The organism is Mycobacterium sp. NGS66, from assembly GCF_059812225.1.
Genome location: NZ_JCALCG010000019.1, coordinates 1 through 26260 on the forward strand (window position 1 = coordinate 1; position 26260 = coordinate 26260).

Annotated in this window: 27 protein-coding genes, 1 tRNA gene and 2 pseudogenes; 20 read left to right on the forward strand and 10 right to left on the reverse strand. The window is 64.4% G+C overall.

The features are described from left to right. Positions 1 to 344: 344 nt before the first annotated feature. From AC5Y2L_RS25975 to AC5Y2L_RS26015, 9 genes and pseudogenes are all read left to right on the forward strand, one after another. Positions 345 to 438: transfer RNA gene (locus tag AC5Y2L_RS25975), tRNA-Leu, on the forward strand. A gap of 39 nt (positions 439 to 477) precedes the next feature. Then, positions 478 to 1038: a hypothetical protein gene (locus AC5Y2L_RS25980; RefSeq protein ID WP_499933173.1), complete on the forward strand. Its 561-nt coding sequence runs from the start codon at positions 478 to 480 to the stop codon at positions 1036 to 1038. 163 nt (positions 1039 to 1201) lie between these two features. Continuing rightward, on the forward strand, positions 1202 to 2335 hold the full coding sequence (gene lpqN / locus AC5Y2L_RS25985) for an envelope biogenesis lipoprotein LpqN (protein WP_499933171.1): 1134 nt from the start codon (positions 1202 to 1204) through the stop codon (positions 2333 to 2335). Positions 2336 to 2354: 19 nt separating this feature from the next. Further along, the gene (locus AC5Y2L_RS25990; protein WP_499933170.1) at positions 2355 to 2960 is read left to right on the forward strand and encodes a hypothetical protein; all 606 of its coding nucleotides are present in this window, start codon (positions 2355 to 2357) and stop codon (positions 2958 to 2960) included. Between the two features lie 7 nt (positions 2961 to 2967). Next, positions 2968 to 3270: pseudogene (locus AC5Y2L_RS25995) on the forward strand (cytochrome P450); the annotation flags it as partial. Continuing rightward, the gene (locus tag AC5Y2L_RS26000) at positions 3267 to 4493 is read left to right on the forward strand and encodes a class I SAM-dependent methyltransferase (protein WP_499933168.1); all 1227 of its coding nucleotides are present in this window, start codon (positions 3267 to 3269) and stop codon (positions 4491 to 4493) included. The pseudogene AC5Y2L_RS25995 and the gene AC5Y2L_RS26000, both read left to right, overlap by 4 nt. A 91-nt stretch (positions 4494 to 4584) precedes the next feature. Then, positions 4585 to 5181: a LemA family protein gene (locus tag AC5Y2L_RS26005; protein WP_499933167.1), complete on the forward strand. Its 597-nt coding sequence runs from the start codon at positions 4585 to 4587 to the stop codon at positions 5179 to 5181. Positions 5182 to 5189: 8 nt separating this feature from the next. Further along, positions 5190 to 7079 carry a M48 family metallopeptidase gene (locus AC5Y2L_RS26010; protein ID WP_499933165.1) on the forward strand — a complete coding sequence of 630 codons (1890 nt, stop codon included), beginning with the start codon at positions 5190 to 5192 and terminating at the stop codon, positions 7077 to 7079. Positions 7080 to 7118: 39 nt separating this feature from the next. Next, positions 7119 to 7855: pseudogene (locus tag AC5Y2L_RS26015) on the forward strand (mycofactocin-coupled SDR family oxidoreductase). Between the two features lie 21 nt (positions 7856 to 7876). On the opposite strand, the gene AC5Y2L_RS26020 reads toward AC5Y2L_RS26015, so the two are convergent. Both AC5Y2L_RS26020 and AC5Y2L_RS26025 read right to left on the reverse strand, forming a co-directional pair. Continuing rightward, positions 7877 to 8242 (reverse strand): hypothetical protein, encoded by a 366-nt coding sequence (locus AC5Y2L_RS26020; RefSeq protein WP_499933163.1) that lies wholly within the window; start codon positions 8240 to 8242, stop codon positions 7877 to 7879. After that, positions 8242 to 8517: a BrnT family toxin gene (locus AC5Y2L_RS26025; RefSeq protein ID WP_499933162.1), complete on the reverse strand. Its 276-nt coding sequence runs from the start codon at positions 8515 to 8517 to the stop codon at positions 8242 to 8244. Before AC5Y2L_RS26025 ends, AC5Y2L_RS26020 begins: the two co-directional genes overlap by 1 nt. Before the next feature lie 223 nt (positions 8518 to 8740). Here AC5Y2L_RS26025 and AC5Y2L_RS26030 point away from each other — a divergent pair, with 223 nt between their 5' ends. Beyond that, positions 8741 to 9580 carry an alpha/beta hydrolase gene (locus AC5Y2L_RS26030; protein ID WP_499933160.1) on the forward strand — a complete coding sequence of 280 codons (840 nt, stop codon included), beginning with the start codon at positions 8741 to 8743 and terminating at the stop codon, positions 9578 to 9580. Positions 9581 to 9680: 100 nt separating this feature from the next. Here AC5Y2L_RS26030 and AC5Y2L_RS26035 read toward each other — a convergent pair whose 3' ends face one another. From AC5Y2L_RS26035 to AC5Y2L_RS26045, 3 genes are read right to left on the reverse strand one after another with little or no spacing between them, the layout of a single operon-like run. Continuing rightward, positions 9681 to 10151: a hypothetical protein gene (locus AC5Y2L_RS26035; protein WP_499933159.1), complete on the reverse strand. Its 471-nt coding sequence runs from the start codon at positions 10149 to 10151 to the stop codon at positions 9681 to 9683. Then, positions 10148 to 11326: a hypothetical protein gene (locus AC5Y2L_RS26040; RefSeq protein WP_499933158.1), complete on the reverse strand. Its 1179-nt coding sequence runs from the start codon at positions 11324 to 11326 to the stop codon at positions 10148 to 10150. The genes AC5Y2L_RS26035 and AC5Y2L_RS26040 overlap by 4 nt, the downstream gene beginning before the upstream one ends. After that, positions 11323 to 11640 (reverse strand): hypothetical protein, encoded by a 318-nt coding sequence (locus tag AC5Y2L_RS26045; protein ID WP_499933156.1) that lies wholly within the window; start codon positions 11638 to 11640, stop codon positions 11323 to 11325. Before AC5Y2L_RS26045 ends, AC5Y2L_RS26040 begins: the two co-directional genes overlap by 4 nt. A gap of 141 nt (positions 11641 to 11781) precedes the next feature. On the opposite strand from AC5Y2L_RS26045, the gene AC5Y2L_RS26050 reads away from it, so the two are divergent. After that, positions 11782 to 12543 carry a hypothetical protein gene (locus AC5Y2L_RS26050; RefSeq protein ID WP_499933155.1) on the forward strand — a complete coding sequence of 254 codons (762 nt, stop codon included), beginning with the start codon at positions 11782 to 11784 and terminating at the stop codon, positions 12541 to 12543. Further along, positions 12527 to 14152 carry an esterase-like activity of phytase family protein gene (locus AC5Y2L_RS26055; RefSeq protein ID WP_499933153.1) on the forward strand — a complete coding sequence of 542 codons (1626 nt, stop codon included), beginning with the start codon at positions 12527 to 12529 and terminating at the stop codon, positions 14150 to 14152. Before AC5Y2L_RS26050 ends, AC5Y2L_RS26055 begins: the two co-directional genes overlap by 17 nt. 12 nt (positions 14153 to 14164) lie before the next feature. On the opposite strand, the gene AC5Y2L_RS26060 is transcribed toward AC5Y2L_RS26055, so the two are convergent. Further along, on the reverse strand, positions 14165 to 14674 hold the full coding sequence (locus AC5Y2L_RS26060; RefSeq protein WP_499933152.1) for a nitroreductase family deazaflavin-dependent oxidoreductase: 510 nt from the start codon (positions 14672 to 14674) through the stop codon (positions 14165 to 14167). A 39-nt stretch (positions 14675 to 14713) separates the two neighbouring features. Here AC5Y2L_RS26060 and AC5Y2L_RS26065 point away from each other — a divergent pair, with 39 nt between their 5' ends. The 6 genes from AC5Y2L_RS26065 (at position 14714) to AC5Y2L_RS26090 (ending at position 21038) form a co-directional block, all read left to right on the forward strand. Continuing rightward, positions 14714 to 15487, forward strand: coding sequence for a DUF427 domain-containing protein (locus AC5Y2L_RS26065; protein WP_499933150.1), 774 nt, complete (start codon positions 14714 to 14716; stop codon positions 15485 to 15487). Positions 15488 to 15915: 428 nt separating this feature from the next. Beyond that, positions 15916 to 17040, forward strand: coding sequence for a YncE family protein (locus tag AC5Y2L_RS26070; protein ID WP_499933148.1), 1125 nt, complete (start codon positions 15916 to 15918; stop codon positions 17038 to 17040). 122 nt (positions 17041 to 17162) lie between these two features. After that, a complete protein-coding gene (locus tag AC5Y2L_RS26075; RefSeq protein ID WP_499933146.1) occupies positions 17163 to 18794 on the forward strand; it encodes a long-chain fatty acid--CoA ligase in 1632 nt (543 codons plus the stop codon). 31 nt (positions 18795 to 18825) lie between these two features. Beyond that, a complete protein-coding gene (locus tag AC5Y2L_RS26080; protein ID WP_499933145.1) occupies positions 18826 to 19299 on the forward strand; it encodes an SRPBCC family protein in 474 nt (157 codons plus the stop codon). A gap of 7 nt (positions 19300 to 19306) precedes the next feature. Next, a complete protein-coding gene (locus tag AC5Y2L_RS26085; RefSeq protein WP_499933144.1) occupies positions 19307 to 20161 on the forward strand; it encodes a class II glutamine amidotransferase in 855 nt (284 codons plus the stop codon). Between the two features lie 10 nt (positions 20162 to 20171). Continuing rightward, positions 20172 to 21038, forward strand: a complete 867-nt coding sequence (locus AC5Y2L_RS26090; RefSeq protein ID WP_499933142.1) for a patatin-like phospholipase family protein — start codon at positions 20172 to 20174, stop codon at positions 21036 to 21038. Positions 21039 to 21040: 2 nt separating this feature from the next. Here AC5Y2L_RS26090 and AC5Y2L_RS26095 read toward each other — a convergent pair whose 3' ends face one another. Beyond that, the gene (locus AC5Y2L_RS26095; protein WP_499933141.1) at positions 21041 to 22069 is read right to left on the reverse strand and encodes a patatin-like phospholipase family protein; all 1029 of its coding nucleotides are present in this window, start codon (positions 22067 to 22069) and stop codon (positions 21041 to 21043) included. 87 nt (positions 22070 to 22156) lie between these two features. Next, positions 22157 to 22555 (reverse strand): lipoprotein LpqV, encoded by a 399-nt coding sequence (locus tag AC5Y2L_RS26100; RefSeq protein WP_499933139.1) that lies wholly within the window; start codon positions 22553 to 22555, stop codon positions 22157 to 22159. Positions 22556 to 22703: 148 nt separating this feature from the next. Here AC5Y2L_RS26100 and AC5Y2L_RS26105 point away from each other — a divergent pair, with 148 nt between their 5' ends. Then, positions 22704 to 23300: a cupin domain-containing protein gene (locus AC5Y2L_RS26105; protein ID WP_499933137.1), complete on the forward strand. Its 597-nt coding sequence runs from the start codon at positions 22704 to 22706 to the stop codon at positions 23298 to 23300. Continuing rightward, positions 23300 to 23740, forward strand: a complete 441-nt coding sequence (locus tag AC5Y2L_RS26110) for a rhodanese-like domain-containing protein (RefSeq protein ID WP_499933135.1) — start codon at positions 23300 to 23302, stop codon at positions 23738 to 23740. The genes AC5Y2L_RS26105 and AC5Y2L_RS26110 overlap by 1 nt, the downstream gene beginning before the upstream one ends. Here AC5Y2L_RS26110 and AC5Y2L_RS26115 read toward each other — a convergent pair. Beyond that, on the reverse strand, positions 23737 to 25476 hold the full coding sequence (locus tag AC5Y2L_RS26115) for an alpha/beta hydrolase (RefSeq protein WP_499933133.1): 1740 nt from the start codon (positions 25474 to 25476) through the stop codon (positions 23737 to 23739). The two genes, AC5Y2L_RS26110 and AC5Y2L_RS26115, sit on opposite strands and share 4 nt — an antisense overlap. Continuing rightward, the gene (locus tag AC5Y2L_RS26120) at positions 25473 to 26255 is read right to left on the reverse strand and encodes an enoyl-CoA hydratase (protein ID WP_499933131.1); all 783 of its coding nucleotides are present in this window, start codon (positions 26253 to 26255) and stop codon (positions 25473 to 25475) included. The genes AC5Y2L_RS26115 and AC5Y2L_RS26120 overlap by 4 nt, the downstream gene beginning before the upstream one ends. Positions 26256 to 26260 lie beyond the last annotated feature (5 nt).

Below are 26260 nucleotides of genomic sequence, written 5' to 3' on the forward strand. Positions count from 1 at the left end.
TAAGGCCGGCAGGCAAACACTGACCGCCGCCGACCCGCTACCCGACGACCTCCGCAACGCGCTCACCAACATCGACGCCGGCCATGCACACTAAATTGTCCTAAGTCGGGCAAGCGGGATGGACTCGACGATCACGACGACGAATGGCGCGCCCCCTGGTGAGTCAGTAAGGTGCCACGATCTACGCGGGTAGGGTCCGCAACTGTTTTTCTGTCGGATGAGGGTGTCAGATCAGAGCGCCGTTCCTGCGCCTGGTCCTGCAGAGCCGAATCGTCCGCAGATCGTCCGCAGTAGAGTTAAAAGCAGTTTTCATTAGCCAACAGAACCAACGCTTTGATCTGTGTGCTCCCATCACACCCAACACAGCTTGAACCGGCAAACGCCGAGAAGGACGGACTTAAAATCCGCCCAGTGTCGGTTCGAGTCCGACTGGGGGCACGCGCGTTAATCGCGGCACGCTGCGGGTAAACTCCCAGCGTGCGCGCGGAATCGGTCATTGCTGCAGCCGCGGTCGCGGTGGTCATTGCCGCATGCTCGTGTCCCACCGGTTCGGCTGAGCCCACGTCCGACAGTCCACCGTTCCCGATCGGTCAGCCGGGCGTGCCCGTGCACGTGCAGTCGGCCGGTGGCGCGACCGCCGACATCACCGTCAACAGTGCAACGTGGTTACCGCCGGGGTGCGCGTCTCATTTTGCGAATCCGGCGGCTGGCTCCGGGTGCAACGTGGTGGAACTGACTATCACGGCGACGTCACACCGGTTCTTCCAGTTCGACCAGCGCTATATTTTCGCCGGATACGGCGGCGGCAATCAGCCCTGGACCCATCCCGACGATGCGCCCCAACCTGCGACGCTGGCGGTCGACTACCAGAGGCTCGACAAGATGCCCCCGCTGCAAGCCGGCGGCCTTCACGACGGGCAGACCGCACATGGCTTCGTCGGCTTCGCGATGCCGACGGCAGGCGACCTGTACATCACGATCAACGATCCCGAGCGACCCGCGCCCTACACCGAAGCGGGCTGGATCATCCACACCTGACGCGGCCACCGCCAGACGTGCCCGGGTCCGTCGCGCGAAAAGGAAAACCAAGCGCTGGCCGGCAGTAGGCTTCGCGTATGCCGTTGAAAAACGGTGAGGTTTTCGCCGGCTGTGTTATTCGGCGATTCCTCAACACTGTTGGGATGAGTGAGGTTTGCCTCGTATGAGCAAGACCGAGGCTTCCGCCACGCAGGGCGACTGGGACGTCGTGCTGACCGCGCTGGAAAATCTGACCGCCCCCCAGCGACGTAAAGCACTCGTGGACGAGATGACGGCCCTGCACGAGGCCGGGCAATGGGATGCCGTCGTGGCCGCCGCGCGGGCGCTCGCTCGAATCGACCCGTGCAACTCCGATCCGGGTGGCATTGTCTCCGATGCGCAGGCCAAGATTCGCGAAGCCGAACTCGCCGACCAGTATGCGCAGGCGCTCACCCACTTAGACCAAGAACGGTGGCAGCAAGCCGCCGGTCTGCTACGTGCGATCGAGCAGGCGCAGCCGGGCTACCGTGACGCCGCCACGCTGCTTGAGACAGCCCAACAAAGACTGCCCGAGCCAGCAGAAGTTATGCGACGAGCGACCGGACTCCAGCCACTGCCCCTAACGAGGACCCCAGCGATTAGCGGCTGGTTTGTCGCCGTTGCCGTTGTGGTGTTCGGCGTGGCCCTGGTTGGCGCGCTGATCACCGTGAGCGCAGTTCACAGCTCGAGGTCGTCGAACACGTCGACATCAACTTCCACCCCAACCACTTCGGCTCCGTCGGCGTTCGCTCCGGCGTCGGGTCCGAACGAGACGATCGGCGATTACATCCGCAAGAACAACATCCAGGTGACGATGATCAGCCGTGGCACAGCGGGCACGCCGAAGATCGACATCCCAGTTCCCTTGGGCTGGACAGAGATTCATGAAAGCGCCGACGCCCCGTATGGCGGGCTCATCTTTACCGCGCCGAGCGATCCCAAGGACCCGCCCAAGATCATCGCGATCCTCGCCAAGTTGACGGGCGGTGTGGATGCGGACAGGCTGCTGGCCGTCGCACCCGGTGAGGTCAAGAACTTGCCGGGCTACCACGGTGGCGACGGCGAAAACAGCACCTTGAGTGGCCGTCCCGCATACCAAATAGCCGGCTCGTACACGAAGAACGGCGTCACGCGAATGGTTGCCCACAAGACGGTGGTCATCCAAAGCACGGATGCCGTCTACGTACTACAGCTCAAAGCCGAGGGTCCGCGGGCCGACGCCGGCGCGTTGAACGATGTGACCGGTGTGATCGACCAGCAGACCACCATCACGCCGTGATACTCAAAGGAGGTGTGCGATGAAGGTGTTCACCAGCTACTCGCATGAAATGGCATCCCCGCCGCGGTACCGGCGCCTTGGTGTTCTCAGCGCGGCTGCTGCCTTGATCGCTGCCGGCGGACTTGTCATGTCGGGGTCGGCCGAGCCCGGCGCCGCGCCTGCTGGCACCACGGTGACGAGCCCCCCTTGGCCGGCGAGGTTCTCACTCGTCGCGACCGGGTGGTGGACACCGGATCCGACAGCACCCCTGGCGACGGAGATCCCAACGGCGGCAACCCAAGTCGTGGCACCTCCCCCGCCGGCGCCCCGCACGGCGGCGCACCCAGCGGCGGTACCGCCGCCGCCCCCGCCCTCGGAGCTGAGGCTTCGGCAGGACCACTCCTTGGCGGCGGCCTTCGTGTCGATTACCAATAACGCAGACAAGCCTGCGGTGGCTTGCGTCTACCGATCCGTTGCGGTGGCGGGTACCGCCTCCGCGATCAAGTGGAACGACTCGGTCAATTTCACGGTGACCGGCTCGGAGGAGACAAAGATCAAATATCGTGGGCCTGCGACGGGCTCGACCTTTCACGACACCGTGACGTGCGCCAATGGCTTGTCGACCAGCATGGACAACATATGGTGAGCGAGGGTTCTACCCGTCTGCGAACCGCGATGAGAGCCGATTCGCCGATCCCGACCGCTTCGATGTCGGCCGGGCGCCGAATCCCCATCTCGCCTTCGGCGGAGGTGGCACTCACTTTTGCCTCGGCGCGAACCTGGCGCGGGTGGAGGCATCGGCAATCATCGCGGAAGTGTTGTCGCGGATGAATGACCTCGAGCTCGCCGGGCCGGTCGAACGGCTGCGGTCGAACCCGATAAACGGCATCCGGTCGATGCCGGTCCGGTTCACACCTGCTCGACGTCTCGCGGTCAACGAGCCAGTGCCGACGTGACCGACGATCCAGGATTCGACGGTGTCTCCCGCCAATACGACCAGTGGGCGTACCCGCCTCCGGTAACCGACCTCGAGGCGTGGACCAAAAACCACTGGGACTGGTTCGATCCATTCTGGGCTCACCGCGTGTTGTGGCCGAACCGGGAATATAAGCCGGACCTCGACATCTTGATCGCGGGTTGCGGGACCTACCAGGCGGCGGTTTTTGCCTTCATGAACCGAGCCGCGAAGGTGGTGGCGATCGACGTGAGCCGTTCCGCTCTCGATCACCACCGGTATCTGAAAGACAAGCACGGTCTGGAGAACTTGGAGCTGCACCTGCTTCCGATCGAACAGGTGTCGTCACTTCGGCGCGACTTCGACCTCGTGGTCTCCAGCGGTGTCCTGCACCACCTGGCTGATCCGCTGGCCGGGCTCAAGGCGCTGGGCGAATGTCTGCGCCGCGATGGGGCTTTGGGAGTCATGCTCTACGCGAGATACGGCCGGCTCGGTGTCGAGATGCTGGAATCGGTCTTTCGCGACCTCGGCTTTGCGCAGGACGCGGCCTCGGTCCAACTGGTCAAAGACGCGATCGCGTTCTTACCGGGGGATCATCCCATCGTGACCTACCTCAGACGTGCGCATGATCTGTTGACCGATGGCGCCCTGGTCGACACGTTTCTGCACAGTCGGCAGCGCAGTTACACCGTCGACGAGTGTCTAGACCTGGTCAGCTCCGCTGGCCTCGCTTTTCAGGGCTGGTTTCACAAAACCCCGTACTACCCGAACGACATTCTGATGCCCGACAACGGATTCAGATTGATTCTGGATCGCTTGCCTGACGCCAAACTGTGGTCGGTGATGGAGCGACTGCAAGCGTCAAATGCCACCCACTTCTTCATCGCCTGCCGCCCCGAGCGTCGGAAAGAGGATTACATGATCGATTTCTCGTCAGCTGGATCACTCGACTACGTTCCGTTGACGCGTACGGCGTGCTTGTGGTCCGGGGATGAAATCCTTTCGCCCGGAATGAAATTGAAGCTCACTGCCGCTCAGCGGCCCTTTGTCCAGCATGTCGACGGCCGTCGTACGATTCGGCAGATCGCTGAATGTGTGGCTCAGCAAGGTGACGTGACCGAGGAACGCAAGGCCGCCCTGCAGGAGTTCGGCCGCAAACTCTTCGAGTCGCTGTGGCGCCTGGACTTCCTGGCGATGGCGCTGAACACAGGTTCGGGCGGCTAGTCCGAAGACTGGCCCACATTCCGACCCCTGAATTGCAGCGTTGTGGGACCATGACCAGCACGGTCCCTTACTAGCAGCAAAGGCGGAACCAGTGGGCATCGGCATCATCGTGGTCATCGTCATCGTCGTAATCCTGGCGATCCTGGTGTTCTTCGTGATCGGCGTCTATAACGGGCTGGTTCGTGCCCGAAACGCCTTCAAGAACGCTTTTGCACAGATCGACGTTCAGCTGACCCGACGTCACGACCTGATCCCGAACCTCGTCGAAACCGCGAAGGCCTACATGGCGCACGAGCGCGGAACTCTCGAAGCGGTCATTCAGGCACGAAACTCCGCGGTCACCGCCCGGACGGCAGCGGCCGCCGACCCCGGAGATCCCGCCGCAATGGGGCAGCTGGCCGCCTCGGAAGGCGCGCTGAGCGGCGCTCTGGGCCGCTTGCTTGCGCTGCGCGAGGCGTACCCGGACCTCAAAGCGAATCAGAACATGATGCAGCTCTCAGAAGAGCTGACCTCGACGGAGAACCGCGTCGCTTTCGCCCGTCAGGCCTTCAACGACTCGGTCATGTCGTACAACAACAAGCGCGAGGTGTTTCCGGCCTCGATGTTCGCGGGCATGTTCGGCTTCACCCCGGCAGCACCGCTGGAGGCGGCACCTCCCGAGCGTGAAGCCCCGCGCGTTCAGTTCTGACCTGGTCCATGGACTTCTTCGAGCGTCAGCGCAAGGTGCGCGCGACGTCGAAATGGTTGGTAATCCTCTTCATCTTGGCCGTACTCGCAATCACCGCGATTGTGAATTTCGTGGTCATCGGGGCATTCGTCGCCCGAAAGGGGGCAACGCCCCAGCAGCTCATCGGGATGTCGGTTGTCGTGAGTGGCGCAGTGCTGCTGCTGATTTCAGCGGTGTCGATAGTCAGGACGCTGATGCTGCGCCACGGTGGCGGAGTCAAGGTCGCGGAGAGTTTGGGCGGGGTGCCCGTCCCGCAGATGCCCACCGACCCCAAACTCAAGCGATACCGCAACGTCGTCGAAGAAATCGCCATAGCGTCGAGCACCCCGGTGCCCGTGCTGTATTACCTGCCATACGAACAGGGGATCAACGCGTTCGCCGCCGGATACACGCCGGCCGACGCGGCGGTGTGCGTGACCCAAGGTTCGCTCGATCGACTCAACCGTGACGAACTGCAGGGTGTGATCGCACACGAGTTCAGCCACGTCGTGAACGGCGATATGCGGTTGGGCATCAGGCTTATCGGCGTCCTGGCGGGAATCACGGCGTTGTCGGTCATCGGCCGGATGCTGTGGTACACGGGGGGCGGACGCAGCCGCGACCGCGACAACAGCATCCCGTTGTGGGCCGTGGGGTTGGTCATTCTGGCGGCTGGGTGGATCGGAGTCTTCTTCGGGCGGCTGATCAAGGCCGCCGTCTCCCGGCAGCGGGAGTACCTCGCCGACGCCTCAGCGGTGCAATTCACGCGGCAGACCAGCGGGTTGACCGGCGCGCTGAAGAAGATCGGAGGGCTGGACGCCGGCTCCCAGTTACACAGCCCCAAGACCGAGAACGTCAGCCACATGCTGTTCGGCCCCGGCATGAATTTCTCGTCGCTGTACGCGACCCACCCGCCCCTGATCAAACGCATCCAGGTGCTCGAACCTGACTTCACCCCCTGCAACCTCGATCAACTGCGGCAGAACTGGCGCAGCCGACCCCCGGACGGCTTAGAAGAGGACTATCGGATGGGCTTGGCCGAAGCTCCCGTACAGCAGGTTCCCCGACGCCAGCTGAGTGCCCGCGAATATACAGCGGCCGTGGGCAATCCGACCCCCGCGTCGTATCACGCCGGGAGGCGAATCCGCGCCGAGATTCCGCAGCGGGTGGCCGATCTTGCGCACAATTCCGCCACCGCGGTTCCGTTGATCTATGCGCTGATCTTCGACCGCAACCCGAATGTCCGGCAGGCCCAATACCAAATCGTCGCGCGGCATCACGGCAAGCAGGTGGCCGAAGAGGCATGGCAATGCGCGGCCGAGCTGGTGCAGCTCGACCCGAGCTTGCGCCTGCCCGTCGCATCCATAGCGTTTCCCGCGCTACGGGGTCGTCCCGAGGCAGAGTTGCGACAGGTGCTTTCGGTGGTGGGCGAATTGATCAACGCCGACGGCCGGATCGACATCTTCGAATATTGCCTGGGCACACTGGTTTTCGTTGGGCTGAACGAGGCTTTGACGTCCGGCTCGCCGTGGAAGAGCAGGCGTCAGAGCCTGGCCGGCGCCCAAAACGCGGTTTGCACTCTCATCGCCTTGTTGGCGCAGACCGGCAACAGCGACGCGCGCGCCGCGGCTGCGGCTTTTCAGGCGGGGATCACGGTTGCCTACCCGCGGGCACACATTCCGTTCCAGCCAGTCCAGAACGTATTCGCGCTCGAACATGTGTGGCCGGTGATCGACGGACTCGAAGGCAACGACAAGGCCACGCTGGTTGCCGCCGTCGTCACGACGGTAATGGCGGACAGGGTAATCACTTTGGAGGAATCCGAGCTGCTGCGAACAGTGTGCGGTGTGTTGCACTGTCCGGTTCCGCCGGTCGTCTGAAGGAGTCATCGTAATGCAGTTCGACGGGAGGTCGCGTTCATCACCGGCGCCGCACGGGGGCAGGGCCGCTCGCACGCGGTTCGGTTCGCCGAAGAAGGAGCCGACATCATCGCGTTCGACCTGTGCGATCAGATCGACAGCGTCGCCTACCCGATGCCAACTCGCGAAGACCTCGGCGAGACGGTCAACCTGGTGGAGAAGACCGGCCGCCGCATTGTCGCCGAGCAGGGCGACGTCCGCGATTTTGAGCGATTGAAAGCTGTTGTAGAACATGGGGTTTCCGAGTTGGGACGAATCGACTTCGTCCTCGCCAACGCAGGAATAATGCCGGCGGTCGGTGAAGCGCGATATGACAATTCGGCCTATAGCGACGCGGTGGATGTACTGCTGCACGGCGTCTACTACACGATCGAGGCGGCACTGCCCGCTCTGTTGGAGCACGGCGAGGGCGGGGCGGTTGTCGTCACGAGTTCGGCCGCCGGGCTGCACAGCGTGTGTCCGAAGTTCAGCGTTCGAAGTCATGGCTTTGCCGGCTATCACGCCGCCAAACACGGCATCGTTGGGCTGATGCGGTACCACGCAACTTCATTGGCGGAGAAAAACATTCGCGTCAACACCGTCCACCCGAGTGGGGTGGCGACACCAATGATCATCAATGAGGCGGTCGCACAAAACATGGCCGAGCATCCCGAGGGCAATAGTGCGCTTGCGGGCAGTCCGGGCGGTATATCACCGGAATCACGCTTCCCGTCGACGCTGGCTTCAACGCCAAGTAGGGCCGCGCTATAGGGCTTCCCCTACACTCGTCGATGAGACATGTCGGCATGGGGTAGCTGTCGGCGCAAGTCGTCGGCAAACTCTTTTACCCGCTCCGCTGCCTCCACGAGCTGACATAGTTTGTCGGCTGGCTCATCTCGCTCGCTGGCGATGAGCCGCAGTATCTGCTCGCGGGCGACGGTGGAAACCGGAAGTTCGCGACCTTTCGCGATCGTTTCCAACGCCGCCATCTCCTCGGCGTTGAGCCGCACCTGGAGCACCTTGCTGCGGGTGCGGCCAGGTTGACCGACCCTGACGTATTTCGGCAGGGGAGTGTCAGGATCGGCGGTGTGTCCGGCGGCCTCGATGTCATCGGCCTCAGCGAGCGCCTGCTCGAGTTTGTTCATCACCCATTCCTTTCCAGGTATCTGCGCCGGTCGGTCGGGTTCGACGGCCAAGCGTTGATGCCGAACACAACACCTTCTTCCACGACGGTGATTACGGTTACCAGCGCACCCCGGCTGACCGAGTAGCCGATGGTGCGGACGCTGACGCCGGACTTGCTCGCCGGATCGGGCTCCAACACCACGCGGTCTGGGTCGAAAAGGGCTTCGTCCGCCTGCGCTGGTGTGGTCTGGTGCTTGATGGCAATATATGCGCCTCGCTTGCTCCAATCGGCCACTCCAGCTCTCCAAAGTGTATTACAGCTGTACTACATACTCAACATTGCTTCGTCGTTGAGCGCGACCTCACGCTTTTCTAATTCGTGGGTCCGACAAGGCCACCCCCATCACGCTTCTCGTCGACGCTGGCTTGAACGCCAAGTAGCGTCGGCTCTCGTGGTCGACGACTTTCACCCTGATCTGCGCAGGATCGCCAGATTCACACCAAGCCGTGGGATGCGAATGACCCCTCGGAGGCTGCCGTTTGGCCGAACGATGGTGGCGCTGACCGCTGTCGGCGGCCCACGTGACGTCGAGGTGGTGTCACTGGGCCGAGGCACCGGCGTGCGGGTGCACAGACCGGCGGGGCTCACTGGTCCCGCGCCGGGTCTGCTGTGGATTCACGGTGGCTGCTACGTCATCGGCAGTGCCGCGCAGGACGACCGATTGTGCCGGCGGTTCGCGCATGCGCTCGGCGCCGTCGTCGCGTCGGTCGAATACCGGGTGGCGCCCGAGCATCCGTATCCCGCAGCGGTGGACGACTGCGAGGCCGCGCTGAAGTGGCTCCTTGCCCAGCCGGACGTGGACTCATCGCGCATCGCGATCGGCGGTGGCAGCGCGGGTGGAGGCCTGACCGCCGCCCTGGCTTTGCGGCTGCGTGATCAGCGATCACCGCAACCGGTGATCCAGTTGTTGACCTACCCGATGCTCGACGATCGGCCGGCCTTCCGTCCGGATCCCGAGCCCGAGCGCCGTCGGATCATGGATCAAGGCATGAACCGCTTCGGCTGGGAAAGCTACCTACGTGGCGCCGACCCGAACCAAGCCGTTCCGGCCCGGGCCACGGACCTCACCGGTTTGCCACCCGCGTGGATCGGCATCGGCACCCATGATTTGCTCTTCACTGAGTGCCTTGAATACGCCGATCGGCTCAAAACGAGTGGCGTCCCATGCACGGTGGAGGTGGTCGAGGGCGCCTTTCACGGTTTCGATCGGGTGGCGCCGAAGCAGGCGGTGTCCCGCAGGTTCTTTGAAAGCCAGTGTGCGGCGCTCGCCGAGGCGCTCGGCAGTCCGGCGAGATAGCCCGAACCAGGGCGCGTGCTCAGCAAGGTTTTCGAAGCGGTGGGTAGGCGACGGGCGCCTGCCCACCCGTTTCAGGCCATTGAGCATGCCCAGACGGGGATCATTCTTTGGGTTTGGGATTTTCGAGCAGCCAATGCACGTAGGCGAGGCCTGGCTTGCAGTCGGGAGTGATACTCACGAACCGGTGTGCTGTCTTGCCGGTATGGAAGTAGGCGATGTCATCGCCTTCTATGATCCATTCCGTCATAATCACGCCAGTCCGAGCAGCGTCTACGCAGGGTGTGGGGATGAAGTATTCCTTCGTGTACGGAAAACGTGAGAACGTCTGGCCGGGGTAGTACTTGGCGATGTAGGACCGCCATTGGTCGTTAGGCATCAGGAATTCCACGGCATAAGCCATGCCCGTGCTGGGTTCGATGGTTTTGACTACGTCGGTGGCCGAGGCGGGTATCTGTATTTTCAGCGCCACGTCCGGTTTGGCCCAGTCCTCGCCGAAGGGTGATTTAATCTCGCAGGCTGCGCATGCCGCCAGCAGTAGCACCGCAAGCATGTACCGCAGCATTGCGCTCATGGGAAGGTGCCTCGATGGGGGGAGGAGGACCCGAAGGTGTCGAAGTTGTGCGCCCATCCGGCACGGTTGAGGTCGTTGAGCATGCCCAGATGTCCGCGCGCATCGAAGTTGTAGTAGTCGTAAATGTTGATCGTCGCGGCCACCGAATAGTTGCCGTGGTCCGTGGGCATGGCCACACCGCTGGTCTGGTAGGCCATCGTGCCAACCGCAAAAAACCAGTCGGGGTGGTCGAATTTGTCCGGCGTATATGTCTCCGAATACCGGCTTTGAAAGGCCACCGGCCCGTGGTAGCCCGCAGGCATGAACCGCTGCGCGACAGCCAGTGTGCGGTTGGTGAACTGCACTGCTGCGGAAGAGAATTCGGGCATATCGCGCATCATGTCATCGACCGACACATGTGCGGGGGTGCCGGTGTTGTCCAGGAAGTGGTTCAGGAGGCGCCGGTAGTTGTCCATGTTCACGCCCTCACCGACGAACGTCGTGGCCTTGGCGGCCTCGCGGGCGGCTTGCAGCTGGATTTGTTCACGAAGGTTCGGCTTCCAGGTATTCCACTGCTGATCCCCCGAGCCGTCCTTATTGGCCCGTTCCCGCGCGGAGTCAGGGCCCTTCACCGGCGCCGGAGCGGGAGGCGGCAATCGTGGTTCAAAGGGGCGGTCTTCGCCGCGTAACGCGTTGGTCAGCAGCCAATCGTAGTGCTGGCCTGCGACCTCGGCGGTGGCTAGCAATGACCGCAACCCCACCTCCAAATTGCCGGCGGCTATTTCAGCCTTCTCCTGTTCATCTTTGGAGAGCGTTTTAGCGTAGTCGGGCCGTACGGTGACGCTGCCGTCGCCTGCAATTATGAATTCTCGCTGGTTCTCTGGGTCGTCAACGAGGTCGAGTATTTTGTTGCGCAGCAAGGCCATTTGCTGGGCGGCCTCGTCTAACACAGCTGCAGCCTTGTTCCACCGTTGGGCGGTCTCCTGCATTGTGGTGGCGCGGTCTTTGGTTTGGACTGCGGCCTTGTCTTTGGCTTCCCCGGCCCAGTCAGTGGCGATGCCGGCCAGCCTGTTGATCACGGTCAGGGCATGCTCATCCAGGGCGGCCCCGCCTTGCCGCAAACCGGCTGCCGTGCCGGAAAGCTCACCCAGGTTCCATCCCCTGATTGTGGCGATGGTCAGTTGCTGTCCGGTCACAGAGGACGCGGGGGTCGGCCAACTACCTCATCAACCTGCTCGAAGGAATCGACAGCCTGCTTGACCGAATCACCCAGGCGATCCCAGTGCTGGGATAACCACTGGACGTGGTCGTGCTGCTCATCGGCGTGCCTTCGTAATCCGGCCACCAAATCCGTGCCCTCACACGCCCCAGCACCCTGGTAGAGCACCGATCCGATATCCAAGCCGGCCAGTCCGTCCGACACCGCATAGAGGTGACGAACAAAACCGCGTACCGCAGCGGGCACAAGGCGAAACTCGTGTGCGGCGTCGTAGGGACTCTCACCAGTCATGCGGCACAAAGTACCAGCACTCCTGGCCTGATGATCACCACGAATTCGGACTCGATACACGACTAGACTCCCTGAACGAAGACATAAAGCCGCCCTTACCGCCGTCGTCCCGGCAAACCGCGACTCATACACTGGCCCATCGTGGGCATGCTGTTTGGCTTGACGCCGTGGATCGTCTTTTGGGTGCTTGTCGGTAACGTCCCTGTGCTGGCCGCCGTGTTGGTCGCGCTGGTGATCGCGGTCGCGGGGTTCGTGATCGAACGCGTAGCCGGAAAGCCGATGAGCGTACTCCAAACAGGTTCCGTCGCCGTCTTTTTGGTGTTGACCATCGTGGTTGGCGTGGTTAATGACGCGTTCGCCGCGCGCTGGATTCAGCCGCTGGGTACTGCCGGGCTCTTCATCGTCGCACTCATCAGTGCGCTGATTGGCAAGTCTTTCGTACATGACTACGCCGCCGCCGAACAGCCCGCCGACGTGGTCAAGACCGAGCTCTTCGGCCGGCTGGCAAGGGTATTGACCTGGATCTGGCTTGCCACTGTCGCCGGGATGGCGGTGTCGTCGCTGGTTCCGCCGCTCGTGCACGCCGGCACTTCGCTGTCCTACGTCTGCTACTGGATCATTCCGTTCGCGTTGTTCGGAGCGGCGGCGCTGGCCTCGCAATTCCTGCCCGGGAAGATGCTGGCCGGGATCGACGACGTCACACGGGAAACCTCGTTCGTCGCCTACGACGAAGCCACCATCGACGAGCTGTACTACCTCGCTCAGCAGCATGCAGATCGCGAAGTCGGCCCGGGCAAAGAGGCCTACAACGTCAAAGTCGGCGGGATGGGAACACCGCTGACCGGTGACGAGTCCCGCAAATCATGGCCGTCGACCTACAAAGTGCGTGATAAGCGGCATTGACTGGCGGGCTGGATTGGCATCCGCGAAGACCTGGGGGATAGCGGCGGCAACGGCTTTGCTTCCGTTGGCGGCCTGCTCGTCGCTGGACCCGCCCACTGAGCCGGCACAGCAGGTCGGCGCCGCCCCGAGCACGAAACCCGGTGCGGTCCTTACCATTTCGCCGGGACAGTTGCTGGCGGCCACGCACGGCGTGACGCCGGTGGCGTTCGGCAAACCCGCGCACGGCACCATCGCTTACGGCTCCTACGGGGCAATGGTCTACACGCCCGACGCCGGGTTCACCGGTACTGATCAGCTCCCTGTCACCGTCAGCCGCGCCGTCCGGCTCTACGCCGAAGACCAGTCTCCACTGACCATCGTCGGCGAGGTCGCCATCCAGGCCAACGCGCATGGATCTGCCATCGCGGCGGTGCCGGGCAGCCCCGACGAGATCTATGGCCTCACCGACCGCGGGCCGGCCGTCGCCGGGCGTTCGCCCAACGAAGTGGTGCTGCCGCTACCCGATTTCCACCCGCAGATCGCCAAATTCAAACTGGCCGGTGGCGTGGCGTCGCTGGAGCAGATCATCGTGCTGAGCGGACGCGACGGCAAGCCGTTGGTGGGCCTGATCGACCCGCGGGCGTCCACCGGCGAGACGCTGGTGGACCTCAACGGAACCCCGCTGGCGCGGTCCGACCATGGCCTGGACAGCGAGGGTTTGGTCGCGATGCCCGACGGGACGTTCTGGGTGTCCGACGACTACGGCCCTTTCGTCGTCCATTTCGACGCGAACGGCAAAGAGCTGGAACGTCTTTCGCCGTTCGATGGAACCTTGCCGCAGGAGCTGTCGCTGCGTACCCCGAACCAGGGCATGGAGGGTCTGACGATCACCCCGGACGGCAGCACGCTGGTAGGCATCATGCAGTCGGCCCTCAACGCACCCGGTCTGGCGGGGTCGGCCCGATCAGTTTCTGTGACCCGCATCGTCACCGTCAACCTCGCCGACCGCACGAATGTGCACGAATACCTCTATCCATTGGCCAACCCGCAGGAGACCAAGGTAGGGGTTTCGGACATCACCGCGCTGAGCGCCACAACCTTCCTGATCGACGAACGCGACGGCGCACCCGCACCCGCCGGCAGCAAGAAGATCTACGTGGCCGACATCTCCGGGGCCACCGATGTCGGCCCGCGCTCCACCGTGCCCGCGACGTCCTACCGCGCCGACGCGGGCGGACTGCAGATCGACGGTGTTGCTATCGAGGCCTTCGTCGGCGTCAGCACCGACGCCGTCGCCGCGGATAAGCTGAAGGCCGCCGGAATCCACGTTGCGGCAAAGACTCTCAAGCTCGACGTCGGAGAACTGGTACGGTCGCTGTCCGCTGACGGAAACTTCTTCGGGCATGACAAGATCGAGGGGATCATCAGCCGAGACGGCGGCAAGACGCTGATGATCGCCAACGACAGCGACTTCGGGCTGGCCGGTTTGGCGTCACCAACCCCGCCGTTCACGCTCACGCCGAAGATGCTGCCCAACGGCACTCAGGACAGCGGCGAAGTGCTGACCGTCGACACGACATTGCTGCCCGCCAAGATGGAAACCGTGCTGGTGCCGATCAAGGTCGGCTAGGCTCGCCCTACTTCAGTCGATGGGCCTGAGGCGAAAAACCCTGATCTCGCGGGGCGCGCAGCTGGCGCGGTAATTCTCGTAGCCGGCATAGAAATCAACGGCGGTGTCCCAAGCCTTTTCGCGCGCCTCGCCGGTGAGCAATTCGGCGCGGTACTTCCTCGGCGCTCCCTTGAATTCGATCGTGCACTCGGGATGGGCCTTGAGATTGGCGCTCCACGCCGGATGGCTGGGTCGCCCGTAGTTGGAGCCGATCGCCAGCAGCCCGTCTCCGTCCTCGATCAACGCCAACGGGTGGGTGCGCGGCTCGCCGGACTTGGCGCCGATGCTGGTAACGAGTCCGACTTTGTCCAGTCCCATCGCGCTGAGCCGGCCCTTGGTACGCGGGATCAACACCTTGTCGATGCGCGGCGCCAGATGCAGGGCGAATTGGTATCCCAGCCGGCTCATGGCGAAACGCTCGAATAGCGCCTCGTCGAGGCGTAGCCGTCGCCCTCTCCTGGGGCTTTCTCGTAGAAGTGCCACGGGTAAGGACAGTACTCGTGCAGGTGGCAAGCTGAAACGATGAACGCGACGAGCTCCGACTATCCGCAAGTGGCTGCGACCCGCGGACGGATAGAGCCGGCACCGCGCCGGGTGCGGGGCTTCCTCGACCATGAGCTAATCTTCGATACCACCGCGGCCCGTTACGTATGGGAAATCCCTTACTACCCTGCGTATTACATCCCGCTGAGTGATGTCCGCGCCGAGTTCCTGCGTGACGACGACCGCCCCCAGAAAGTACAGTTCGGCCCGTCGCGGTTTCACTCTTTGGTCGGGGCCGGTCAAACGCATAGCGCGGCCGCGCGGGTTTTCGACCCCGACGCCGACGGCCCCCTGGCCGGCTATGTGCGTTTCGAATGGGATTGCCTGCGCTGGTTCGAGGAAGACGAGCAGGTCTACGGCCACCCACGCAATCCGTATTCCCGCGTTGACGCGCTGCGATCGCACCGTCGCGTCCGTGTGGAACTGGACGGTGTGTTGCTCGCCGACACCAGTTCTCCGGTATTGCTATTTGAAACCGGTTTGCCCACAAGGTATTACATCGACCCGACCGATGTGTTCTTCCAGCATCTGGAGCCCAGCCCGACGCAGACGCTGTGCCCGTACAAGGGAACGACGTCGGGTTACTGGTCGGTGCGGGTGAACGACACCGTCCATCCCGACCTTGCCTGGACCTATCACTACCCGTTGCCGGCCGTCGCGCCGATCGCTGGTCTGCTCGCGTTCTACAACGAGAAACTCGACATCACGGTCGACGGTTCGGCGTTACCGCGGCCGCGCACGCACTTCAGCTAAACGGTCACCGCACGACGAGGAAATTTCGACACGCCCGATTGCGGGCAATGTGAGCTTCACCTCTTTTGCGCGCCAATTCTAAGGGATTCTTATTTTCACCGCCCGGATCATGAAACGTGATGCCGTTAGCGACGAACCGCAAGCTTCCTGCTGGGTAGCGACGTTCGGTTTGCCAGCGGCGAGCCGCCCAAATATGCGACTACCGAAATTTAAGACGAGGCTGAGTAGATAACGCAACATATGTCACAGGGCCGGATAGAAACTCTATTTAGCTGAAATTCGCACCGGTAGGATCGTTGATCAAAGCAGTCGTAACAGCGTTTTCGGCGCTGAATCTGACCGAGGGCTGCCGGTGTCGCACCAGGTGGTGTCGCGACGTGGACCGGCCCCTATGCACGTCCGAGGAACACAGCAAAGGCGGTGCCAACGTGAGTGATGTGACCGGCCGACAGGTCGCCCGTTATGAGGACGAGGTGCTTGAGCACAATCCAGTCCGGGCAGAGGCGGAGGTCGTCGAGATCCGGGTGGGCAGCGGCCCGATCAGCGGCATCGCCGTAAGCCCCGACGGCCGGCGGCTGCTGGTGACCCACTACGGCCACGACAGGGTCTCGGTCATCGACACCAGTCGCCGCCGCGTTGTGCAGACCATCGACGGCCTCGACGAGCCGTATGCGATCGTCGTCGACAACGAAGACACCGGTCGGGCCTACGTCAGTACCGCGTCGCCGGCCTATGACTCGGTCGCTGCCATCGACATGTCCACCGACACCATCGAAGCGACCTACCCGCTGGCGATGAGCATCAGCGACCTGGCGGTGAGCCCGGACGGCAGGTACGTCTACGCAGCCCGCACCGATGCTCGTGCCGCCGACGTCGCGGTTGTGGACACCCAGACGGACAAGGTCGAGGCCATCGACGTCGCGGACGTTCGCGGCACCAGCACGCAGTGCGTACGCGTCAGCCCCGACGGGTCTCACCTTTATGTCGGCACCAACCCACCGGCGGGAGGCCGGCTGGTCGTGATCGCAACCGGCGTCGACGAGGGCCCGGCCCGCACCCGCTGGCGCAGGCACCGCAAGACCACCAAGAACAACGGCCCGCGGGTGATCGCAACCGTCGAAATCGGCTTGCCCATCCGCGACGTCGCGCTCGGCCCCGACGGAACCACCGCCTATGTGGCCAGTTGCGGTCCCGACGCCGGGGGCGTGCTTGATCTGATCGACACTCGCACCAACAAGATCACCAACATCCGCAAGATCACCGAGATCGGCCTGCTCACCGGGCTGACCATCAGCGGCGACGGTGACCGCGCCTACCTGGTCGGCGATGAGGGCGTCACCGTGCTGTGCACCCTCACCCAGGACGTGATCGGCACGATCCAGGTTCAGGCTCAGCCGTCGTGCCTGGTGGAAAGCCCGGATGGAAACTACCTGTACATCGCTGACTACGACGGCACCATCACCGTTGCACCTGTCGGCTCGACCATGACCAACATCGAGCCCGGCGATTGGGCTATGCCCGAGCTGATGCAGTACGAGGCAGCGCTGGTCTGACCGGGGTTCGGGTAAAGCCCGCTTCTCGGGGGCATCCGTATCTCACGGCTCGATGCGGCGATACCATTCGGCCGACTGAACATGAGGCGGTGCTGCGCCGAGAGTCATAAGGCGGTACATCGATGTACAGCACGATGCAGGAGTTCCCGTTGACCCTGGCCGCCATCATGCGGCACGGCTGCGGTGTCCACGGGGCACGCACGGTCACCACCAATACCGGTGACGGCTACCGGAAGATCAGCTATCGGGAAGTGGGCCAGCAAGCCGCTCAGTTGGCAAATGTGTTGCGCCGCATCGGCATCACCGGCGACCAGCGGGTTGGCACCTTCATGTGGAACAACGCCGAACACCTGACGGCTTACCTGGCGGTGCCCACAATGGGCGCGGTGCTGCACACCCTCAACATCCGGCTTTTCCCCGAGCAGGTCACCTATGTCGCCAACGAGGCCGAGGACCAGGTGGTGCTCGTCGACATGTCGCTGGCCAAGCTGCTGGCGCCGATCCTGCCCACCCTGGACACCGTGCACACCGTGATCGCGGTCGGCGAGGGCGATCTGGCGCCGCTGCAGGAATCGGGCAAGAACGTGCTGCGCTACGCCGAGGCGATCAGCGAAGAGCCAACTGAGTTCGACTGGCCAGAGCTTGACGAGAATTCCGCGGCCGCGATGTGCTACACCAGCGGCACCACCGGTAACCCCAAAGGCGTTGTGTACAGCCATCGTTCAAGTTTTCTGCACACGATGGCGGCTTGTACGGCCAACGGCATGGGCCTGGGGTCCAGCGACAGTGTGTTGCCGATCGTGCCGATGTTTCACGCCAACGGGTGGGGTTTGCCGTACGCGGCGCTGATGGCGGGCGCGGACTTGGTGCTGCCGGATCGCCACCTGGACGCCCGATCGCTGATCGACATGGTGGAAAAATTGCGGCCCACGGTGGCGGGTGCGGTGCCGACAATCTGGAACGACGTCATGCACTACCTGGAGAAAGATCCAGACCACGACATGTCGTCGTTGCGGCTGGTGGTCTGCGGCGGCTCTGCTGTCCCGGTATCGCTGATGCGCACATTCGAGGAAAAACACGGCGTCGAGATCCGCCAGCTGTGGGGCATGACCGAGACGTCTCCGCTGGCAACCATGGCCTGGCCCCCGCCCGGAACGCCGGCGGAGCGGCACTGGGTCTACCGCGGAACCCAAGGCCAGCCGGTTTGCGGGGTGGAAGCCCGAATCGTCGACGACGAGGGCCGGGTGCTGCCCAACGACGGCAAAGCCGTTGGCGAGGTGGAGGTTCGCGGCCCCTGGATCGCCGGCTCCTACTACCTGGGGCGCGACGAGTCCAAGTTCGCGTCGGGCTGGTTGCGCACCGGCGATGTCGGCACCGTCGACGAACGCGGCTTCATCACGCTGACCGACCGCGCCAAGGACGTCATCAAATCCGGCGGCGAATGGATCTCCTCGGTCGAATTGGAAAACTGCCTGATCGCCCATCCCGACGTGCTGGAGGCGGCGGTGGTCGGTGTTCCCGACGAGCGCTGGCAGGAGCGCCCACTCGCCGTCGTCGTCCTCAACGAAGGCGCGTCGGTGACCGCCGCCGATCTGCGAAAGTTCCTCGCGGACAAGGTGGTTCGCTGGTGGCTGCCGGAGCGCTGGGCATTTGCCGACGAGATACCGCGCACCAGCGTGGGCAAGTACGACAAGAAGGCCATCCGGTCCCGTTACGCCGACGACGGCTACGACGTGACCGAGGTGCGCGACTGAGCACCAGCGAGCAGCGTGAGGGAGTCCCCAATTGGCCAAGTCCATCGTCGTCGAGCAATCGCGAGCCATCCCCGTCACCGTCGAAGACGCCTTCGCCAGGACACTGCCCATCCCGCTGACAGATATCTGTTCGCAGTGGTACGGGCTATTCCCGCCGATCAAGGAAGTCCGGGAGCAAAGCGGCGACTGGGATGCGCCCGGTCAGACCCGAGTGGTCATCATGGTCGGCGGCGGCAGCCTGCGCGAGCAGTTGACCAGCGTCGACCCGCCGCGGTCTTTCGGATACATCCTGTCGGGCATCACCGGTCCGATGGCGCCGCTGGTTAGCACGATCGACGGCAAGTGGAGCTTCACGCCGGCCGGAACCGGGACGAATGTCACCTGGCAGTGGACCATCCACGCCAAGTCCGATCTGGCCGCATACCTGCTACCGGTGCTCGGCAAGATGTGGCAGGGCTACGCCCGGGTGACGCTCGAGAAGCTGTCCCGGCAGCTGGTGGGCTGACACACCGATGTGCCGACTCTTTGGCCTGCACGCCGGCCGGACGGCCTGCACCGCGACCTTCTGGCTGCTGGACGCACCGGACAGCCTTTCGGAGCAGAGCAGGCGAAACCCGGACGGCACCGGCATCGGCATCTTCGATGAGAACGGTCAACCGCGGCTGCACAAGGAGCCCATCGCCGCCTGGCAGGACGCCGATTTCGCCACCGAAGCCCACGAGCTGACCGGCACCACCTTCGTCGCACACGTTCGCTATGCAACGACGGGCTCCCTTGACGTCCACAACACCCACCCGTTCCTGCAGGACGGCCGGATCTTCGCGCACAACGGCGTGCTGGAAGGCCTCGACCTGATCGACGAGCGGCTGCGCGAGCTCGGCACCGACGGCCTAGTATTGGGCCAGACCGATTCCGAGCGGGTGTTCGCCTTGATAACCGGCGCGGTGCGCGCCCAAAAAGATGACGTGGCAACGGGTTTGGTGGATGCGATGAAATGGCTGGCGGCGAACGTGCCGATTTATGCGGTGAACGTATTGTTGAGCACAGCCACCGACATGTGGGCGCTACGTTATCCGGACACCCATGAGCTGTACGTCCTGGAGCGCCGGCCGCCGGGTAAGCACGAATTTCACCTGCGTACCAAGCGCATTCGTGCGCAATCCGATCATCTGTGCACCCGGCATTCGCTGGTGTTCGCGACCGAGCGCATGGACGACGACCCGGCCTGGCGTCTGATCGCTCCAGGAGAGCTGGTCCACGTGAACAGTGCGCTGCACGTCACCCGCGACCTGGTGTTACCCGACCCGCCGAGCCAGCTGTTGCGTCACGACGAGCTGACCCCGGCTGTCCAGCAGGCTCAGCACTAGGTTTTCCGGCGTGACGACAAAACAGGCCCTGGTGCTGGCCGGCGGCGGGTTAGCCGGAATCGCTTGGGAGACAGGGGTTTTGCTCGGCATTGCCGACGAGTCGCCGGCGACCGCGCGGCGGCTGCTGGATTCGGATGTGCTGGTCGGGACATCGGCCGGTTCGGCGGTTGCCGCCCAGATCAGCAGCGGTTGCCCGCTCGAGGAGTTGTTCGAGCGGCAAATCGCCGAGGATTCAGCGGAATTGGATCCGGGCGTCGACGTGGACGTCATCACCGAGCTTTTCCTTACCGCGCTGGCCGAGCGGCCGCCATCGCAAGGACCGCATGCCCGGATGCAACAAATCGGATCGGTCGCGCTGACGACGCAGACCGTACCCGAGGCGGTCCGCCGGCTGGTGATCGAGCAGCGGTTGCCGTCACACGACTGGTCGGACCGGGAGCTGCGGATCACGGCGATCGACGTCGCCAGCGGTGAATTGGTCGTTTTCGACCGCGACTGGGGCGTCCAGCTCGTCGACGCCGTCGCGGCCAGTTGCGCGGTGCCGGGAGCGTGGCCGCCGGTGACCATCGCGGGACGCCGCTACATGGACGGCGGAGTGGCCAGTTCGGTCAACCTGCGGGTGGCCGACGACTGCGACGTCGCCGTGGTCTTGGTGCCCGCCGGCGAGGACACTCCTTCGCCGTTCGGTGCCGGGCCGGCCGCCGAGATCGCCGAATTCGGCGGCAAGGCGTTCACCGTGTTCGCCGACGACGACTCGCTGGGGGCCTTCGGCCCCAATCCGCTGGACCCGGCCTGCCGCGGCAAATCCGCGTTGGCCGGCCGATGGCAGGGACGCCGTGCCGCAGCCGCTATCGCGCGGTTTTTCGACACGCTCTGAATTCAGCCCTCGGTCACGGCCTCGTTTTCCAGGGCGTCCAGGGCGCTGCTGGCCAGTTCGCGGCCCGCGGCGATCACCTCCACCGCGCGGTGGAACTCCAGGCTTCGGCAGGTCGACCGCGGCACCTCGATCAGCAAATCGGGTGGGTAGGCCGCCAGGGTATGGCGCGCCAGCGCGGATTGGGCGATGTCGATGGTCCGGTTCATCACCTCGAAACCGCCCAGCTTGGGAATCTCCTCGGGTTCGTCGCGCACTTCGGGGACCTGTTCGTCGTCGGAGTCCGCAGACCACGTATCTGACTCCGGGAGCGCCGCACCCAACCGACCCAGCACCGCCCGGGCCGTGGGCCGGTCCAACAGCGACTTGACCGCGCTGGTGTCCAGCAGCGCGGTGGTGCTGCGCATCATGCGGTTCAACCATTCGGCAGTGGCGCCGGGTTCCGCGTCGTGGCTGGCCCCCGGTTCGCTGCCGTTGAGGCTCACCGCGATGGTCAGGTCGGCATTGGTGGCCGCGATCGGCGCCATGGGCAGCGGGTCCAGGATGCCGCCGTCAGCCAACAGCCGGCCGTCCACCTCATGCGGGGCGATCACCCCGGGTATGGCAATCGATGCGCGAATGGCCACGTCGAGGGGCCCGCGCTGAAACCACACCGACTTGCCGGCCAGCAGATCGGTGGCTACCGCGGTGTAGGGAACGTCGAGGTCTTCGATGGCGATGGGCCCGAGGATGTCACGCACCGCGTCCAGGATCTTCTCCGCCCGCAACACTCCGGCCGCGGTGATCGAGGGGTCCAGCAGTCGCAGAATGGTCCGCTGGGTCAGCGACTTGGCCCACTCGGCGAGTTCGTCCAGCCGTCCGGCGGCCTGCACACCGCCGACCAACGCTCCCATGGAAGAGCCGGCGATTCCGACGATCTCGTAGCCGCGTTCTCGTAGCACCTCGAGAACGCCGATGTGGGCGTAGCCGCGGGCCCCGCCGCTGCCGAGCGCCAGGGCAACCCGATTGGGTGACGACCCGCGTGAGCCAGCCATCCACTCATTTTGCCGCGGCGAAAACCGCCGTCAGCGGCCCGGGTCGGCAATTTTGTACACCCGTGATCGCAAATGCGCTCGGGGGTCTCAGCCGCATTCGTCGTTGGCCGCAGCCCTTGCTGCGGTGATCACGGCCGCCTGCCGCGCCGGGGTCAGATCTGCCCACCTCTTGTTCCAGGTGCCCGGTGTGCCGGATGGCGATGTCTGAACCATCGCCAAGTAAGGCTCGAGCTGCGATTCGCCGTTTTTGGGCCGACTCTCCATCCACTGTTTTGCCGCGTGACAGGCCTGGAAGTACTCTTCCTCGGTCGAATCCGCGGGGACGTCGACCCTTGTCGTCACACCGGCCGGGGACACTCCGATGGCATCCGGCGGCACCGAACCGGCGCCCACCGAGGACCGCGCCGGCGCGGCTGTGGGCCGGCCGCCCACGGGCTGCGAACAGCCGGCGATGGTCACCGCCAGACCGGTAGCCACGACCGCCACCACCCACCGCCCGGAGTGGGATCGGCACCAGCGCACGGTGTCAATCTATGCAACACTGTCGGGCGTGATGGAGCAGTTCGGATTTTGCGAGTGTTGTCGGCCCTGACGCGCCGCCGCTTGCCCGATCCGTCCACCCTGGAGCTCCCCGATGTCTTCCCTTGCCACCGCCCCGGTTGCGCTGCGCCCGTTGATCACCCCGCCCCCGTCTGCCGGGCCCACCCGGCTGCGCGTGCCCGACTTGCTGAACGCCACCGATCAGGCGGCCGACGATGTGCTCAGCGGACGCTGCGACCATCTGCTGCCCGCGGGTGGGGTGCCGGTGGACCGGCGCTGGTTCACCCGCATCCAGGGCGACGACGAACTGGACATCTGGTTGATCAGCTGGGTTCCCGGCCGCTCGACTGAGCTGCACGACCACGGTGGCTCGCTCGGGGCGCTGACCGTGCTCTCGGGCTCGCTCAACGAATTCCGCTGGGACGGCCGGCGGCTGCGTCGGCGCCGCCTGGATGCCGGAGATCAGGCCGGCTTCCCGCTGGGCTGGGTGCACGACGTGGTGTGGGCACCCCGGCCGGTCCCGGCACCCGTTTCGGGGCAACCGCCGCGCATTACCGCGCCACCAAAGCCGACGCTGAGCGTGCACGCCTACTCGCCGCCGCTGACCGCAATGTCGTATTACCAAGTCACCGAGCGCAATACGCTGCGCCGTGAGCGCACCGAACTGACCGACCAACCGGAAGGGCCGTGATGAGTCGGATCGACCGGGTGCTGGCCGCTGCCCGCCGGCGGTACCGTCGCCTCCCCGCCGCCGAGGTGCCCGACGCGTTGCGGCGCGGAGCACTGCTGGTGGACATCAGGCCGCAGGCCCAGCGGTTTCGTGAGGGCGAGATCCCGGGGGCGCTGGTGATCGAGCGCAATGTCCTGGAATGGCGCTGCGACCCGACCAGCGACGCCCGGTTGCCTGAGGCAGTCGACGACGACGTCGAGTGGGTGGTCGTCTGCTCGGAGGGCTACACATCCAGCCTGGCCGCCGCGGCGCTGCTTGACCTGGGCCTGCACCGCGCCACCGATGTCATCGGCGGTTACCACGCACTGGCGGGTGCCGGAGTGCTCGACCAGCTCGCCGGCGGTTTCGTCGACCCAGGCGTGCTGGCCGACGCCGCAGCGACTGGCCGGCGCTGGATCTAACCCCCTTCGGCGTTGGGGTGCAGCAGCGGCCGCAACCGCTCGGTCTTGTCCTGCGTCCAGCCAGGCGGCGGCAGCACCGCAGCCCAGGCGTCGGCGACGTCGGCCACGTATTTGTGTCCGTGTCCGGCCGGCACATCGACGGCCACCGCCATGTCCGCGGTGACTTGCAGGAACGTCACCACCGGGATCCACTGAGTCTCGGGCAGCACGTCGTAGCCCCGCTTTTCCCGCAACCAATCCGGCTTCGCGAACAACAGATCTGGTGTCCACCAGGCAATCGGGTCGGAGGCATGCTGCAAATACACCACTCGCGGCTGGCCCCAGTCGGCGTTCGGGCGCTGCAAATCGCTTGGCCGAGAGACGAACCTGACATTGGCGCCGTTGTGGTAGATCGGTAGCCACTCCGGCGAACCGGCATCGCGGGTGTTTGTCAGGTCGTTCCAGATGGTGTTGTTGAAGGTCGGTCCGCTGAACAGTGCGCCGTCGGTGCGGGCGAGTACGTTGTTGAGGCTCATGAACGGAGCCTCGCCGCCGAACGATCCGAGGCTCTCGCCGAACACCACGAGCTTGGGACGCTGCCCTTCGGGCATCTGCCGGATCAGTTTGTCGACCGCCTCGAAGAGGGCCTGGCCGGCATGACGCGCGTTCTCCTTGTCCACCAGGAAGGACAGCCAGCTCGGCAAATACGAGTACTGCATGCTCACGATCGCGGTGTTGCCGTTGTACATGTACTCCAGCGCGTCGGCTTCTGCCGCGTTGATCCAGCCGGTTCCGGTGGTGGTGGCGACGGCGACGACGGCGCGCTGCAATCCGCCGGTGCGCTGCAGCTCCTGCGCGGCGAGCTCCGCCGTGGCAGTGATCCCATCCGCCGAATCCAATCCCGCGTACGCCCGAATGGGCGGGACGGCGGAGGCACCGTTGAAGGCCGTGAGTTGCTCGACGGTGGGGCCGGACGCGACGAAAATGCGGCCCTGGTGCCCCAACGACTTCCACGACACCTTCGACCCCGGGCCTCCTGAGCGCAGTTGGGTTTTCGGGGCTGCGCTATCGGGTGTGGTCTCTTCGTTGACTTGCGCGAAGGTGGTGTTCATCTTGTGCATTGCGTACTTGAGCACCACACCGTTGAGCACCGTGATGGTCAGCGTCACCAGCAGGACCACCACGATGGTCGCCGAGACGCGGAACGGCGCGACCCGATCGACCTGTCCCACCAGGAAACTGACCAGCCGCCGGGTCAACTGACCGATTTCGACGAGGGTGAACAGGATTACCAGTGACAAGAAACCGGTGAGCGGATAGTCATACCATCCCAGATGCTCGACGCCCATCAGGTCGCGCACGCGGTCTTGCCAGACGTGGAACCAGATCGCCATTGCCACCATGCCGACCGCGCCGATTCCGATGAGCGGCAACCACGCCCAGCGCGGCGGGGGCGGGCTGGACTCCTTCGAGCGCATGTAACGGACCAGCCACACCAGAAAGACGCCAAAGCCATAGCCGATGGCTCCCGAGCAGCCGCTGACCACGCCCTGATACAACGCACCGCGCGGCAGTAGCGACGGCGTCAACGAGAACCAGATGAAGATCAGCCCCACCGCAGTGCCGGTGAACGTGTAATGACGAACCCACCACGGCTTGCGGACGCGTTGCGGCTCAGGCTTTTTGGGCTCGGGTGTAGTCTCGGCCGGTTCCTCCGCCGGTTCTTCGGCAGTTGCCGCGACAGGACTTTCGCTCATCGGTGGGTGAAGCGCGGCGGCCGCTTCTCGATGAAAGCCGCCATTCCCTCGGACTGGTCTTCGGTCGCGAAAGTCGAGTGAAACAGCCTGCGCTCGTACAGAAGTCCTTCGGACAACGTGGATTCGAACGCCCGGTTGACGGCTTCTTTGGCCATTCGCGCGGCCGAGCGTGACATTTGCGAAATGGTGGTGGCGACGGCCTTGGCTTCGGCCATCAAGTCGTCGGCCGGTACCACCCGCGAAACCAGGCCGCTGCGTTCGGCTTCGGCGGCATCGATGGTGCGCCCGGTCAGGATGAGGTCCATGGCTTTGGCTTTGCCGATTGCCCGGGTCAGCCGTTGTGAGCCGCCCATCCCGGGCAGCACGCCGAGCTTGATCTCGGGCTGGCCGAATTTCGCTGTGTCCGCAGCGATCACCAAATCACACATCATCGCCAGCTCACAGCCGCCGCCGAGCGCGTGACCGGCGACGGCGGCGATCGTCGGGGTCCGGACGGCGGCCAGTTTGCCCCACGGGGCGAAAAAGTCGGCGCCGAATGCGTCGGCGAAGCTGAGACCGGCCATTTCCTTGATGTCGGCGCCGGCCGCGAAGGCCTTGGCCGAGCCGGTGATGATGATCGCCCCGATGTCCGAGTCGTTGTCCAGTTCCGTTGCGGCGCTGGTCACTTCGCTCATCACCTGGGTGTTGAGGGCGTTCAGCGCCTGCGGGCGGTTCAGGGTGATGATGCCAACGCGCTGCTCACGCTCTACCAGGATGGTTTCGTACTTGCTCTCGGTCATTCCGT

What these genes read in the sequence shown, in the direction of transcription:
- AC5Y2L_RS26075 (WP_499933146.1), top strand. Translation starts at nt 17,163, where the DNA reads ATGTACAGCACGATGCAGGAGTTCCCGTTGACCCTGGCCGCCATCATG.
- lpqN (WP_499933171.1), top strand. Translation starts at nt 1,202, where the DNA reads ATGAGCAAGACCGAGGCTTCCGCCACGCAGGGCGACTGGGACGTCGTG.
- AC5Y2L_RS26030 (WP_499933160.1), top strand. Translation starts at nt 8,741, where the DNA reads ATGACCCCTCGGAGGCTGCCGTTTGGCCGAACGATGGTGGCGCTGACC.
- AC5Y2L_RS26020 (WP_499933163.1), bottom strand. Translation starts at nt 8,242, where the DNA reads ATGAACAAACTCGAGCAGGCGCTCGCTGAGGCCGATGACATCGAGGCC.
- AC5Y2L_RS26115 (WP_499933133.1), bottom strand. Translation starts at nt 25,476, where the DNA reads ATGAGCGAAAGTCCTGTCGCGGCAACTGCCGAAGAACCGGCGGAGGAA.
- AC5Y2L_RS25990 (WP_499933170.1), top strand. Translation starts at nt 2,355, where the DNA reads ATGAAGGTGTTCACCAGCTACTCGCATGAAATGGCATCCCCGCCGCGG.
- AC5Y2L_RS26105 (WP_499933137.1), top strand. Translation starts at nt 22,704, where the DNA reads ATGTCTTCCCTTGCCACCGCCCCGGTTGCGCTGCGCCCGTTGATCACC.
- AC5Y2L_RS26010 (WP_499933165.1), top strand. Translation starts at nt 5,190, where the DNA reads ATGGACTTCTTCGAGCGTCAGCGCAAGGTGCGCGCGACGTCGAAATGG.
- AC5Y2L_RS26045 (WP_499933156.1), bottom strand. Translation starts at nt 11,640, where the DNA reads ATGACTGGTGAGAGTCCCTACGACGCCGCACACGAGTTTCGCCTTGTG.
- AC5Y2L_RS26065 (WP_499933150.1), top strand. Translation starts at nt 14,714, where the DNA reads ATGAACGCGACGAGCTCCGACTATCCGCAAGTGGCTGCGACCCGCGGA.
- AC5Y2L_RS26120 (WP_499933131.1), bottom strand. Translation starts at nt 26,255, where the DNA reads ATGACCGAGAGCAAGTACGAAACCATCCTGGTAGAGCGTGAGCAGCGC.
- AC5Y2L_RS26085 (WP_499933144.1), top strand. Translation starts at nt 19,307, where the DNA reads ATGTGCCGACTCTTTGGCCTGCACGCCGGCCGGACGGCCTGCACCGCG.
- AC5Y2L_RS26095 (WP_499933141.1), bottom strand. Translation starts at nt 22,069, where the DNA reads ATGGCTGGCTCACGCGGGTCGTCACCCAATCGGGTTGCCCTGGCGCTC.
- AC5Y2L_RS26110 (WP_499933135.1), top strand. Translation starts at nt 23,300, where the DNA reads ATGAGTCGGATCGACCGGGTGCTGGCCGCTGCCCGCCGGCGGTACCGT.
- AC5Y2L_RS26035 (WP_499933159.1), bottom strand. Translation starts at nt 10,151, where the DNA reads ATGAGCGCAATGCTGCGGTACATGCTTGCGGTGCTACTGCTGGCGGCA.